This is a genomic window from Polaromonas sp., assembly GCF_043778355.1.
In the GTDB taxonomy this organism is placed as follows: domain Bacteria; phylum Pseudomonadota; class Gammaproteobacteria; order Burkholderiales; family Burkholderiaceae_C; genus Polaromonas.
The window spans coordinates 1-13,258 of record NZ_JAYWHI010000021.1; the positions used below are offsets into that span (position 1 = coordinate 1).

The 13,258-nt window shown below is 66.5% G+C and carries 11 protein-coding genes and 1 pseudogene; 3 read left to right on the forward strand and 9 right to left on the reverse strand.

Annotation, left to right across the window (positions count from 1 at the left end; translation table 11 throughout):
- Positions 1–113: 113 nt before the first annotated feature.
- Positions 114–1,187, reverse strand: a pseudogene (locus tag ACH2CW_RS03435) (lipocalin-like domain-containing protein); the annotation flags it as partial.
- Positions 1,188–1,306: 119 nt separating this feature from the next.
- Between ACH2CW_RS03435 and ACH2CW_RS03440 the strand changes: the two are divergent.
- Positions 1,307–1,744 carry a universal stress protein gene (locus ACH2CW_RS03440; protein ID WP_395055447.1) on the forward strand — a complete coding sequence of 146 codons (438 nt, stop codon included), beginning with the start codon at positions 1,307–1,309 and terminating at the stop codon, positions 1,742–1,744.
- Positions 1,745–1,840: 96 nt separating this feature from the next.
- Here ACH2CW_RS03440 and ACH2CW_RS03445 read toward each other — a convergent pair whose 3' ends face one another.
- Together ACH2CW_RS03445 and ACH2CW_RS03450 are read right to left on the reverse strand one after the other, a co-directional pair.
- On the reverse strand, positions 1,841–2,047 hold the full coding sequence (locus ACH2CW_RS03445; protein WP_395055448.1) for a hypothetical protein: 207 nt from the start codon (positions 2,045–2,047) through the stop codon (positions 1,841–1,843).
- Positions 2,048–2,187: 140 nt separating this feature from the next.
- Positions 2,188–4,776, reverse strand: coding sequence for an FtsX-like permease family protein (locus ACH2CW_RS03450; RefSeq protein ID WP_395055449.1), 2,589 nt, complete (start codon positions 4,774–4,776; stop codon positions 2,188–2,190).
- A gap of 77 nt (positions 4,777–4,853) precedes the next feature.
- Between ACH2CW_RS03450 and ACH2CW_RS03455 the strand changes: the two genes are divergently transcribed.
- The gene (locus ACH2CW_RS03455) at positions 4,854–5,816 is read left to right on the forward strand and encodes a threo-3-hydroxy-L-aspartate ammonia-lyase (RefSeq protein ID WP_395055450.1); all 963 of its coding nucleotides are present in this window, start codon (positions 4,854–4,856) and stop codon (positions 5,814–5,816) included.
- A 13-nt stretch (positions 5,817–5,829) separates the two neighbouring features.
- Here ACH2CW_RS03455 and ypfH read toward each other — a convergent pair whose 3' ends face one another.
- The 5 genes from ypfH to ACH2CW_RS03480 all read right to left on the reverse strand — a co-directional run bounded on the left by ypfH (position 5,830) and on the right by ACH2CW_RS03480 (position 10,472).
- Positions 5,830–6,492 carry an esterase gene (gene ypfH, locus ACH2CW_RS03460; protein ID WP_395055451.1) on the reverse strand — a complete coding sequence of 221 codons (663 nt, stop codon included), beginning with the start codon at positions 6,490–6,492 and terminating at the stop codon, positions 5,830–5,832.
- Positions 6,493–6,513: 21 nt separating this feature from the next.
- A complete protein-coding gene (locus tag ACH2CW_RS03465; protein WP_395055452.1) occupies positions 6,514–7,161 on the reverse strand; it encodes an ABC transporter ATP-binding protein in 648 nt (215 codons plus the stop codon).
- 145 nt (positions 7,162–7,306) lie between these two features.
- On the reverse strand, positions 7,307–8,272 hold the full coding sequence (gene miaA, locus ACH2CW_RS03470; RefSeq protein WP_395055453.1) for a tRNA (adenosine(37)-N6)-dimethylallyltransferase MiaA: 966 nt from the start codon (positions 8,270–8,272) through the stop codon (positions 7,307–7,309).
- Positions 8,269–9,528: a multidrug effflux MFS transporter gene (locus tag ACH2CW_RS03475; protein ID WP_395055454.1), complete on the reverse strand. Its 1,260-nt coding sequence runs from the start codon at positions 9,526–9,528 to the stop codon at positions 8,269–8,271. Before ACH2CW_RS03475 ends, miaA begins: the two co-directional genes overlap by 4 nt.
- A 98-nt stretch (positions 9,529–9,626) precedes the next feature.
- A complete protein-coding gene (locus ACH2CW_RS03480; protein WP_395055457.1) occupies positions 9,627–10,472 on the reverse strand; it encodes an alpha/beta hydrolase in 846 nt (281 codons plus the stop codon).
- A gap of 128 nt (positions 10,473–10,600) precedes the next feature.
- Here ACH2CW_RS03480 and ACH2CW_RS03485 point away from each other — a divergent pair, with 128 nt between their 5' ends.
- Positions 10,601–11,083 carry a DUF3429 domain-containing protein gene (locus ACH2CW_RS03485; protein WP_395055455.1) on the forward strand — a complete coding sequence of 161 codons (483 nt, stop codon included), beginning with the start codon at positions 10,601–10,603 and terminating at the stop codon, positions 11,081–11,083.
- 25 nt (positions 11,084–11,108) lie between these two features.
- Here the strand turns inward: ACH2CW_RS03485 and mutL are convergent, their stop codons facing one another.
- Positions 11,109–12,980 (reverse strand): DNA mismatch repair endonuclease MutL, encoded by a 1,872-nt coding sequence (gene mutL, locus ACH2CW_RS03490; RefSeq protein WP_395055456.1) that lies wholly within the window; start codon positions 12,978–12,980, stop codon positions 11,109–11,111.
- Between the last annotated feature and the right edge of the window lie 278 nt (positions 12,981–13,258).

Genomic DNA, 13,258 nt, shown 5'->3' on the forward strand with positions numbered 1-13,258 from the left:
CGGCTGTCGAGCTCCTGGTTGTCGATGACGGCGCGCACGGTGTAGAAGTCGGCTGGCGTGCGTACCAGCCACTCGACCGGATAGCTGGTCTGGCTTAGCGGGCTTTTCCAGCGCCGCAGCGGCGCGGCGTACCCCGTCATCTCCAGGTAGCCGCGCCCGACCATCTTGCCATTGCTGGCTATCAGTTCGCTCAGGCCTTCCCAGTAAATCGCGCCGGTGGATTGCCGGCTGTCGAGCTCCTGGTTGTCGATGACGGCGCGCACGGTGTACACGTCGGCTGGTGTGCGGACGCGCCACTCGACCGGGTAGCTGGCCTGGCTCAAAGGGCTGTTCCAGGGGCGCACGGGCTGGAAGATCACCTCGCCGCGGCTGAAGCTGTAAGCGTTACCTTTGGCGGCGCGAAACGAGCCGCCGTCCCACAATGCATTGCCGGCCTTGTCGCGCAGCCGGAAAGCGGTCAGAGCGCTGCCGTCGTCCAGGTTCATGCCTATCCAGTCCCAGCCGGTGGCATCGGGGTGCAATATCTCTTCGCTCCATTCGTGGTCCAGCCAGGCCTTGCCCGTGATCTCGAAGGTCTGGCCCTTGATGCTCAAGGCGCCGCGCGTCGCCAGTTGCGGCAGGCTGTAGTAATAACTGGCCTGTTTCGCTTCCGGCCCCTTGCGTGACAGGCCCTGCTTGCCCTGCAACAGCAGTGGCTGCGTTTCTGTGAACTGCAGGTCCAGGCTGAAGTCGGCGGCAGGGAGTTTTGCCGTATGGGTCTTGCCATCGCTTTGCAGCGACCAGTCGCGCAGTTTGAGGGCCATGTCCTGGGTGCTGGCACTGGCGATGTCGAACCCCTCGCGCGCGATGCGCTGGTCGTGCCAGAGCTTGTTGCCCGACACATCGGTGATGGCGGCGTGCGCGAAGATCAGTTGTTTGGCGGCGAACTTCGAGGCCATGGCTTGCGTGCCGTCCACGCGCGAGCGGAAGAAGGTCAACTGAAAGCCAAAGCTGCGCGTACCGGCGCTGGCCACACCGGTGATGTACCACCACTCGGTGCGAAAGTCCGGGTGCGCACCAAAATCGCGCGGAAATTGCAATGGTTTGGCGGGCAGGGCCTGCGCGCTGCCGCTGGCGCCCAGCAGTCCCGCCATGCCGCCGGCCAGCAGCAGGCGACGGCGGTGAACGAAGGGCGGCGATCCAGGCATTCGCAGATTCTCGCAGTTTGCCATCCGAGCCATTCAAGGGTGATTGCGCCTTGCACGCGGGCCATGGAGCGTCTATCCTTTAAACCATCGGTTCACCTTGGGCTCAGGAGACTTACACCATGTACAAGAAAATATTACTGGCTTATGACGGTTCCAAATCCGGGCAAAAGGCCCTTCTCGATTGCCGCGATCTGGCGCAGTGGAGCCAGGCTTCGCTGACGCTGATTGCCGTCACACCGCTCTACATGGACCTGATCGGTGTCGAAGGCGGCGTGTACGACCGCAGCCTGGCCGAGGCCGAGAAGGAAAAGTACAAAAACATCCTCGACGAGGGCCTGAGCCAGCTTGCTGCGGCCGGCCACCAGGCCACAGGCGAGGTGTTGCTCGGAGAAACCGTGGACGAGATTGCCAAGTACGCTGGCAAGATCGGCGCCGACCTGATTGTGGTCGGTCACCGGCATCTGGACGGCTGGGCCGCACGCTGGTGGCGCGGCTCGGTGTCCAAATCGTTGATAGAACTTGCGCCCTGCAGCGTGCTGGTGGTCATCACGCACTGAGCGTTCCGGGATGGCGGCCCCGAGCCGGAATCCGTGGCGGCGCCTCACTGCTGCCTGTTCTCGCGGCTTGGATACCGCGTCGGGCAGGCGATGACGTCAATGACTGATTTCTGAAGTCTGGAACACAATTTCCCCGCTGGGAATATGCACCACGCGAATCTGCTGGCGCGTCGGGTCGGCCAGGCTTTTGACCGCCACAGCCACCGCCAGCGAGCGGTCGGCGTACAGGGCCTGGTGCGTGGTGGGTAGCAGACTTCCCAGCAAAGGATTCCTGCTTTCAATGCGGTATTGAGCGGACGCCATGATGTGGGCCTTGTTGAAGTGATGCTGTCATCCTAGGCTTGCTGCGTGGCGCCGTGATGACAATCCCGCGCACCGCAGCCCTTCAAGGTAAGCAAACGAAAACGCGCATCGGCAGACCACCTGCCATAGCGTTTTTGCGCCTACCAGTCTTCCTTGACCGCCAGCACCGCATCCCGGCCCGCCGCCGCCCGTCCCGCCAGCCAGGCGGTGACGGTGCCTGCCAGCACCACCGCAGCACACAGGGCGAAGAGCCGGTCCCAGGGCAGGGCCAGGTCCATGGTCCAGTGAAAGCTCTGCGGGTTCACCACATGCACCAGCACCAGCGACACCGCCAGGCCCAGACCCAGACCGGCCAGTGCACCGGCCAGCGTCCAGGCCGCGCCTTCACCGGCGACCAGCGTGAGGATTTGCCGGCGCGTCAGGCCCAGGTGCGCCAGCAGGCCGAATTCCTTGCGGCGTGCCAGCACCTGGGCGCTGAAACTCGCCGCCACACCAAACAGGCCGATGGCAATCGCCACGGCCTGTAGCCAGTAGGTCACGGCGAAGCTGCGGTCGAAGATGCGCAGCGAGGTTGCGCGGATCTGGCTGCTGGAGGCGAACTCGATCAGTTCGCCTGCGCCCGGCGAACTGGCTTGCGCCAGCGCGCGCACCGCTTGCTGCACCTGCGGCTCGGCCGCGCCGGGCACCAGCCACAAGGCCAGGTCGTTGACACGCCGGTCGCCAGTCAGGCGCTCAAAGTCGCGCTGGTCCATGGCGATGGCGCCGAACTGGCGCGCGTAGTCGCGCCAGACACCGGCCACGAAAAACTTCGGCGCACCGTCGTCAGGCGGTACACTCGCTCCTGAATTGATAGCTGTTAGCCCATGTTCGGCAAGGGCTAGAGCCCTGAATGGCTCTGAAAGCGGGGCAAACACCCTGCCGGGCTGTGCGCCATACAAATCGACCATGGGTTCGCTGACATAAATTGCGATGTGGCCCGCCGGGACCTGCAGCGGCTCGCCCACCAGCGGCAGGCTGGCGGCAGGGTCCTGCAGATCGCGGGCAATCAGCGCAACGGCGGGCTGGTCGGGGTCCAGCAGCAGTTGTGTCACGCGCAAGCTGCCGGTGCGAGCCACGCCAGGGACCTGCGCCAGCGCCGCTACAAAGTCTGGCGAGAAATACACGGTGTCGCTGGCGGCCGTGTTGCTGGCCGCGCGGGCATAAAGATCGGCCGGCAGCACCACGTCCAGCCATTGCGTGACCGAGTCGCGAAAACTCGCCACCATCACCGTCAGCGCGACCGCCAGGCTCAGCGAGGCCACCACGCCGCTCACGGCCACCGCAGCGCTGCCACGCACGCGGCGTGCGCGTTCGACCGCCAGCAAGGGCAGCAGGCGCCGGCCGACGCGCGGCGCGATGCGGTCATAGAGCAGCGCGATCAGCCAGGGCAGGGCGCTGATGCCGCCGACCAGCAGCAGGCCGACCGACAAGTAGGCGCCGAGCGCGATGCCGGCCACTGGCGGCGTGAAGGCCAGCAGGCCAGCAGTGGCGATCAGCAGCAGACTGAGCCGCCACGGGGTGCCGCCCGCCGGCGGCGCGCCCAGGCCCTTGAGGGTTTGCGCCGGCGGCAACTTCTGCGCAGCGCGCGCTGGCCACCAGCCACCGACCAGCGCGGCGGCCACACCGAGCAGGCCGTAGACCAGCGCCGCAGACCCGTCCCATTGCAGCGCCGGGGCCACGCCCGAAAAATAGCCACCGCCCAAATCACCGCCGAGCAGGCGCAGGGCCAGCGCTGCCAGCGCTGTACCGAGCGCGATGCCGGCGACGCTGCCGACGCCGCCCAGCAGCGCCGACTCCCACAGCACTAGGCGCAGGCGCTCGCGGCCGGTCAGGCCGAGCACACCGAGCAGCGCAAATTGCTGCGCGCGTTTGGCCACGCTCAGCGACAACACCGAAAACACCAGAAAGGCGCCGGTGAACAGCGCCACCAGTGCCAGCACCGTCAGGTTGACGCGGTAGGCGCGCGACAGGTTGCTGACGCGCTGGGCGTCGTCGCCCGGTTCGGTGGCGGTGATGCCCGCCGGCAACTGCAATGTGGCGATGAGGGCGGCGCGGTCGCTGCCGGTCAGCAGGCGCAGGTCGATGCGCGACAGCTCGCCGATGCGGCCAAACAGCTCCTGCGCTGCAGCGATGTCCATCACCGCCAGCGGCGCGCCGCCGGCGGCGACGCTGCCCGCCACCTGCACGTCCAGCAGTTGCAGGCCGCTTTGCAGCCGCAGGCGCTGGCCGGCCAGCGCCTGCCGGGCTGCCGCGTTGAGGAACACCGAGCCGGGTGTGAACAGCGCCAAACGTGCCGCATCGGCAGCGGGCACCGGCATCAGGGCCGGGGCCAGCCGGGCCACCACCAGCGCATCGACGCCGACCACGCGCAGGGCCACACGCTGGCCATCGGCACCGACGGCATAGGTGCCGAGTTCGAGCACCGGGCTGGCTGCGACGACCTGCGGGTGGGCCGCAATACGCGCATACAGCGCTTCGTCAAAACCGCCGCGCACCGCGCGCAGCTCCAGATCCGGTTGGCCATTGACTGAACGCACCGCCTGGGAAAACTCGCTGAGCGCCGAGGCATTGATCAGTTGCACCGAAAACGCCAGCGCCACACCGAGCATCACCGCAGCCACCGCGGCCGCATTGCGCCAGCGGTGGTGCAGCAGCTCCTGCCAGGAGAAGGTGGAAAGCAGCGCGCGCATGTGCTGATTGTGCCCTTCGGGGCGCCGGCCGTGATTGCGTTATGGTTCTGTCCTGATATTCATGAAAGGCCCTGGTGATGCAGCTTCCCACGTATGACGATGTTGTTGCCGCCGCCGCGCGGATCGAAAACCATGCGCACCGCACACCGGTGCTGCGTTCTGCCACCGCTGATACGCGCTGGGGCGCGCAGTTCTTCTTCAAATGCGAGAACTTTCAGCGTATGGGCGCCTTCAAGTTTCGCGGCGCGTTTAATGCGTTGTCGAAATTTGACGCCGCGCAGCGCCGCGCCGGGGCCATCGCTTTTTCATCGGGCAACCATGCACAGGCGGTGGCGCTGTCGGCCCGGCTCCTGGCCATGCCGGCGCTGATCGTGATGCCGCAGGACGCGCCGGCCGCCAAGCTGGCCGCCACCCGTGGCTACGGCGCCGAGGTGGTGCTCTATGACCGCTTTACCGAAGACCGGGAAGCCCTGACGCAGCGGCTGGCCGCCGAGCGGGGGATGACACTGATTCCGCCTTACGACCATCCCGACGTGATTGCCGGCCAGGGCACCGCCGCGAAAGAACTGATTGAAGAGACCGGTCCGCTGGACCGGCTGTATGTGTGCCTGGGCGGCGGCGGTTTGACCAGCGGCTCGGCCCTGGCCGCACGCGCGCTGTCACCCGCCTGTCAGGTGTTCGGGGTCGAGCCCGAGGCTGGCAATGACGGCCAGCAGTCGCTGCGCGCCGGGCACATCGTGCAGATTCCGGTGCCGCAGACCATCGCCGATGGCGCGCAAACCCAGCATCTGGGCGCCTACACTTTTGGCATCATCCGGCGCGATGTGACCGACATCCTGACCGTCAGCGATGCGCAATTGGTCGAGGCGATGCGCTTTTTTGCCGAGCGCATGAAGATGGTGGTGGAGCCGACCGGTTGCCTGGCGTTTGCCGGTGCCTGCGCCGATGCTGCGGCGATCCGTGGCATGCGCGTGGGCGTGATCATCAGCGGTGGCAATGTCGACCTGGCGCGTTACGCCGCGCTGCTGGCCGAAGGCTGAAACGGCAGCCCCCTCAGGCCGAGCGCCAGAAGCGCAGCGGCACGCAGGTCAGCAGGCGTTGCACCGCCTGGTCCATCAGCGCAGGATGCAGCGCGTGGCCTATGGTTGACGCGATGTCGCAGGTGGCGTCGGCGCCAAGTTCCATCAGCCGCGCATAAGCCTGCTGCGTCACTTGCGCGGGAACCGCCCTGTCTTGCCGTCCGTGCAACAGGTGCAAGGTGGTCAGGGCGGGGGCCTTGTCGGGCAGGGCGGCGTAGCTGCCTGAAAAGGCCAGCACCCGGCCGGCCAGGCCGTCGTGTATGTCGCTGATCGCCAGCGCCAGCGTGGCGCCCTGACCGAAACCGGCGACGGCGGTGTCGGACTGCAGGATGCCAAACCGCGCCTGCTGCTCACGCAGGAAGGCGGTCAGCGCGGGTACGACCTTGGCCACGCGTTCCGTACGGTTGCTGTCGGTCAGTTCAAAAGACGTAAACCAGTGGCGCTCGGTCTGCCCGAGGTGGATCGACTCGGCGCCCTCGGGCATCACGACGGCCGCTTCGGGAAAGGCTTCGCCGAGCCGGTTGGCGAAATCCATCATGTCCACCGCAGAGCCGCCGGCGTCATGCAGCAGCACAAACAGTTGCCGGGGCGGCGTGACCGGCAGCAGTTCCAGGGTCTCAAAACAGGATGCGCTCATGGCAGGAGGACGTTCAGGTTGTCAGGCGCGTATGCCTTCGCTGCTCAGATGCAATACGCGGTCGGCGCGCGCCGCCGCAGTTTCGGAATGAGTCACCAGTACCAGCGAGGCGCCGTGTTCACGCGTTTGCGCCACCAGCGCGTCCATCACGCGGGCGGCGGTGGTCGGATCGAGGTTGCCGGTCGGCTCGTCGGCCAGCAGCAGGCCGGGGCGGTGGATCAGCGCGCGCGCAATCGCCACCCGCTGCAACTGCCCGCCCGACAGCTGCTGCGGCAGGCGTGTGCCCAGGCCGTCCAGGCCGACGGCGGCCAGCATGGCTGACACGCGGGCATCGTCGTGTTGGCCCAGCAGCAACAGCGGCAGCGCGATGTTTTGCGCCACATCGAGATGCGGCAACACATGAAAGGCCTGAAACACAAAACCGACTTTTTCGCGGCGCAGCAGGGCGCGCTGGTCGTCGCCCAGAGCGCCGATGTCGACACCGTCCAGCGCCACCGAGCCGCTGTCCCAACTGTCGAGCCCGGCCATGCAGTTCAGCAAGGTCGACTTACCGACGCCCGATTCGCCAACGATGGCCACAAACTCGCCGGGGGCGACGTCGAGCGACACGTTGCAGAACACGGCGACCTCACCATAGTGTTTGCCGAGCTGGTGGATGCGTAGGCTCATGGCAGGGCGCCTCCCGCCGGCTTTGTCATTGCGGGCCTGACCCGCAATCCATGCGACGCGGGCCGGGAAAGTGGTTTGTGCGACATGGATCCCGGATCAAGTCCGGGATGACAGACGGGAACGGTAAAAACCGGCGGGAGTGTTGTCATGTGACTGTGGTCCTCGTCCCCAGGGCGGAGACTGCGTGGAGCACCTGCTGCAGCGCATCCGGCGCGTCGCAGGTGACGATGTGGCGGTCTGGCATGGAGCGCAGCCAGGTGATCTGGCGCTTGGCGAGCTGGCGCGTGGCGGCGATGCCGCGCTCGCGCAGCTCGGCCAGCGGCCAGTCGCCATCCAACGCTTCCCAGGCCTGGCGGTAACCGACACAGCGCATCGATGGCAGGTCCGTGTGCAGGTCGCCGCGCGCACGCAGGGCCTTCACTTCGTCCAGAAAACCGCTGGCCAGCATGGTGTCGAAGCGTTGCGCGATACGTTCATGCAGCCAGGCGCGGTCCTGCGGTTCAAGAGAAATCAGAGCGCCAGCCCTTTCCGAGCGGGCGTGAGCAGCTCCTTTTTCGATAGCGTTTTGTTTCTGGAAAAAAGACAGCGGCTGGCCCGAGACGCGAAACACCTCCAGCGCGCGAGAGATGCGCTGCGAGTCATTGGGCGCCAGCCGCGCCGCCGTGATGGCGTCAACCGCCGTCAGCTCGGCGTGCAGCGCCGGCCAGCCTTTTTGCGCGGCTTCGGCTTCGAGTTCAGCGCGCACGGCCGGGTCGGCGGTCGGCATGTCGTCGAGCCCGTCGCGCAGCGCCTTGAAATACAGCATGGTGCCGCCGACCAGCAGCGGCAGCTTGCCGCGCGCGCTGATCTCGCCGATCAGCCGCGTGGCATCAAGCACAAACTCGGCAGCGCTGTAGGCCTGCAGCGGATCGCGGATGTTGATCAGGTGGTGCGGTGCGGCGGCCAGTTCGGCCGCCGTGGGTTTGGCGGTGCCAATGTCCATGCCGCGGTAGACCAGGGCCGAATCGACGCTGATGATTTCAACCGGCTGCTGCGCCGCAAGCGCCAGCGCCGCAGCGGTTTTGCCCGAGGCGGTGGGTCCGGCCAGCCCGATCCAGCGCGCTGCGGTCATGGGCGCACCGGTGCGGCGGCCAGCCCCGCCGGGTCGCCGTGTTTCTGAACCAGCGTCCAGGCCGTCACGGACACGCACACACTCCAGAACAACACGCCATAGGCCAGCGGAAACACCGTGCCGTCCATGTGGCTGCCGAGCCAGCCGCCCATGGCAAAGGCGGCCAGCATCATCAGGAAGCCATTGAGCGCCGATGCCGCGCCCGCTGCGCCGGGAAAGGGGCTGACGGCGCCGCTCTGGCTGCAGGGCTGGTGCACACCATGCGCAAAAACAAACAGGTAATAAGGCAGCAGCAGGGCCCAGACATTGTGGATGCCGGCCCAGGCCAGCGTGCCGATCAGCAGGCCGCCGCTGAGCGTCAGGACGCCGGCCAACGCGACCGAGCGGCGCACGCCAAAACGTGGCAACAACCGGCGGCACCAGAAGGTGCCCAGCACATAAACAAAAGACATCGAAAACATCACCAGACCGTAGTCGGTCTTGGACAGGCCCAGCACCTTGATGAAAATAAAGGACGAAGACGCCAGGAAGGTGAACAGCCCGCCGTAGGAGGCGGTGGCCAGCGCCGAGAAGGCGACGAAGGTCGGGTTGCGCACAATGGTCCACCAGGTGCGCACCAGGGTGCGCGGCTCCAGTGCGCGCGGGTTTTTCAGTGTCAGGGTTTCTTCAAAGCGCAGCATGATCATCGCTAGCGCGACCGCGCCGAACACCGCCAGCGCCAGCAAGGCGGCGCGCCAGTTGAAGATGTCCGACAGCAGGCCACCCAGCGGTGCGCTCAGGCAGGCGATCACGCCCAGGCCGGTGAGCCCGCGCGACATGGCACGTGCAGCGGCCACCGGTGCGTAAAGGTCGCGCACGATGGCGCGCGCGCACATCACAGCGGCGCCCATGGCCGCGCCCTGAACGATGCGCCAGATGATCAGCAGCGCCATCGACGGCGCCAGCGCCGCGCCGATGGCCGCCAGCACGTAAGCGCCCAGGCCCCACAGCAGGATGGGCCGGCGGCCAAAACGGTCGGACAGCGGTCCCCAGAACAGCTGGGAAATACCGAAGGCCAGCAACAGGCCGGTCAGCGTGAGCTGCGCCTGCGCCATCGGTGCGCCGAAGCCTTCAGTCAGCGCAGGCAGCGCCGGCAGGTACAGGTCGGTGGTGATGGGCTGGATGCCCAGCAGCAGCGTGAGCACCAGCACCACCAGGGCGGCGGGCATGGCCGGAGCGATGGGGGAGGACAGGGCAGCGGGCGGGGTAAGCGGCATTGATCTGAGGGTAGCAGATGGGGGAAGCGCTGAACAAGTCTCTGCGGCGCGTGATCAGCCGCGCATCCGCAAGCACTGTCTGGCGCTTCCCGAGGCGCTTATTTCAGGCTGAACAACTCTGCCAGCGCCTGCCGGTACTGGGCCTGGCCGACCGAATTGGTGTTGTGGTGCGAGCCGCCTTCGACCAGCACAAAACGCTTGGGCTGGGCCGCGGCTTCATACAGCTTGCGCCCCAGGTCGGGCAGGATCAGGCGGTCTTCACCGCCATGCACCACCAACAGCGGCGAACCAATCTTGCTGACCTTGCGAGCGGCTTCAAAACGCTGGGTGATCAGCAGCGACACTGGCACCCAACCCCACTTGGAGGTGCTGACCACGTCAGCGATCGAGGTGAAGGTGCCCTCGACAATTGTGCCGCTTTCGTCGCCGACCTCGGTGGCCAGGTGAATGGCGATGGGCCCGCCCAGCGAGTGACCGAACACATAACGCGGCCGGTCCGGATATTTTTTGGCCAGCCAGTCCCAGGCGGCGCGCGCGTCCTGGTAAGCGGTTTCCTCAGACGGCAGGGCTTGCGTGCTTTTGCCAAAGCCCCGGTAGTCCACGCCCAGCACCGAAAAACCCAGTTCCTGCATGCGGCGCATGCGGGGTGCCGAGCCGGTCACGTTGTAACGCGCGCCATGCAGGTACAACAGAATGGGCGCTTTAGGCTGATCGGCAGGCAGCCACAGGCCGTGTAGCTTGACCGGCTCCTCACCGTTTGAGGCGGCGGGCAGCTCGATCCACACATCGTCCATGCCTTCGGCTGCGGCCAGGCCACCGCTCCAGGTCCGGTCGCTGGGCTGGAAGATCCAGGCGCGCTGGCGTTCGTCGAGGGTGCTGCAGCCGGCGAGGACGGCAAAACCGAGGGCCAGGGCGAGGGCGGCGAAGAGGGTCCAGCGTTTCATGTTCATGACTGAGTGAATAGGGCTGTAAAAGTTCGCATGCACATTGATTTTTGCAGCATCTTGTACTCCCGCTGATGTCTGGTTGGTGAAGCTATGAAATAGCCAGGGGCTTGTTCTAAACTGGGGTGATGTCATCTTTGCATCCCTTACCCGGCGGTGCCCCGGACCGACCGGGCACACTGGCGGCCCCTTCGCCCTTGGCCCGGCTGCTGGGTGTGGCGGGCCTCGTGCCTTTCATCGCCGGCGCGGCAGCTGTCTGGCTGGTCGGCTTGCAGGATCGGCTGCCAACCGCAGCGCTGCTGGTTTACGCGGCGCTGATCGCGAGTTTTCTGGGGGGCATCCATTGGGGTCTGGCCATGCGCGAGCAGACGACGGATGCGGCGCAGCTGCTGTGGGGCGTGAGCCCCAGCCTGCTGGGCTGGCTGGCGGTTTTGCTGCCCCCGCGCTGGGGCCTGCTGCTCGCGCCGGCCACATTGATCGCCTGTTATGGGGTCGATCGTCGCTTGTACCTCCGCTTCGGTCTGAGCGGCTGGCTGGGCCTGCGCGCGGGCCTGACTGTGGTGGCCTCGGTGAGCTGCCTGGCAGGCGCACTGGCCTGGTGGCTGGGCTGATTCCGGCCGGCGACCGTGCAGGTGTTCAGCGCCCGCGCAAAAACAGGCTGTCCAGCTCTTTGACCGTGACCTGACGCCAGGTTGGCCGGCCGTGGTTGCACTGGTCGGAGCGCTCGGTGGCCTCCATCTGGCGCAGCAGGCCGTTCATCTCGTCGAGGGTGAGTTTGCGGTTGGCGCGCACGGCGCCGTGGCAGGCCATGGTCGATAACAACTCGTTTTGCGCGCGCTGGATCACCGTGCTGGCCTCGTGCTGGGCCAGTTCGGCCAGTACGCTGCGCGCCAGTTCCACCGCGTCGCCCTGCGCGAGGCTGGTCGGCACCGCACGCACCGCCAGGGTGCGTGGCGAAAACGGCGTGATCTCCAGGCCGAGCGCCTTCAGGGTCTGTTCGCTGGCCTCGGCGGTGGCCACTTCCTGCGGCGTGGCGGCAAAGGTGGCCGGGATCAGCAGCGGCTGGCTGCTGATGGCCGCGGCGGTGTCGAGCTGGCTTTTCAGGCGCTCGTAAACAATGCGTTCATGTGCCGCGTGCATGTCCACAATCACCAGGCCCTGCGTGTTTTCGGCCAGCACGTAAATGCCCTGCAACTGCGCGATGGCGCGGCCCAGCGGCCAGTCACCTGGAGGCAGGTCGGCGTTGTCGCTGCGCGCGGGCGAAGCCTCTGCCCTGTGAAACCCCTGGTCAGGCTCATGGAGAACTGCGGAAGGGTTTGCAGAAGGCCACATCGCTTCAAAGTCGGAAACGCGTGCATCCTGGCGCGTAGCCTGCTGTGCTCCGAAATTGATAGCTGGTTGCGCCCATCCGGCATGGGCTAGCGGCCGATTTGGTTCAAAACTTCCGGGAATGATGCCGTTCGGTGCTGCCAGCGCGGCCGCAGCCGCACGCGGGGCCGCCAGCGCGTTTTCAACCGCATGGCGCACCGCCTGGTGCACTTCGCGGCTGTCGCGGAAACGCACCTCGATCTTGGTCGGGTGCACGTTGACGTCCACGCGTGCCGGATCCATCGCCACATACAGCGCATAGACCGGCTGGCGGTGGCCGTGCAGCACGTCCTCGTAGGCGCTGCGCGCGGCGTGGGTCAGCACCTTGTCGCGCACGTAACGCCCGTTGACATAGGCAAACTGCTGGTCGGCACGCGCCCGCGCCGCATCGGGAATGCCAGCGCGACCAGTGATGTGCAGCGTGCCCGAGCGGTAATCGACGGCCACACTTTGCGCCAGCAGTTCGCTGCCCAGCACATCGGCCAGGCGCTGGTCGTGGGCGCTTTGGCCCGCCGCGTCGTCGCAGGCGCGCCACTGCTCGACCAGCTTGCCCTCGTGCCAGATCGCAAAACCCACGTCGGGCCGCACCAGCGCATGGCGGCGCACCGCCTCGATGCAGTGTGCCAGTTCGGTGGCGTCGGTTTTCAAAAACTTGCGGCGCGCCGGTGTTGCGTAAAACAGCTCGCGCACCTCGACCGTGGTGCCGCGACTGCGTGCCACCGGTTTGAGCTCGCCGGAGCGGCCATCGAGCTGCCAGGCGTGGCTGTCGCCTTCGGTCCGCGACAGCAGGTTCATGTCGGCAATCGAATTGATCGCCGCCAGCGCCTCGCCCCTGAAACCCATGGTGCCGACAGCCTCCAGGTCCTGCAGCGACGAAATCTTGCTGGTGGCATGCCGCCTGAGCGCAACTGCCAGTTCGCCCTGCGGAATGCCGGAGCCGTCGTCCTCCACGGCGATCAACCGCACGCCGCCGGCCTGCAGCCGCACCGTGACCTGCGTGGCGCCGGCATCCAGCGCGTTGTCCACCAGCTCCCGCACCACCGAGGCCGGGCGCTCCACCACCTCGCCTGCAGCGATCTGGCTGATCAGTTCGTCGGGCAGTTCGCGAATGGGGCGGCGGGGGAGGGAGGCAAGGGTCACGTTGTGATTTTAGGGGGAAGTGATTTTTTACTGCTTCCTGGGTGGCTTCCGAATCAGTTGCTCTGCCACCAAGCCGGGTCTCGCCCCGGCGGGCGACTCACTTTCTCTTGCGTCGCCAACAGAAAGTAAGCAAAGAGAAGGCGACCCGATGGTCCGGGTCCCTCCGCTGCGCTACGGGCAACCTGCGGTGCTCGCCGAAAACGGGATCGAGCTCGAACTCGGCTAGCGCCTCAGACAATCGCTCGCCCTGATCCGTTTTCGGCTGCGCTCCTCGGCCC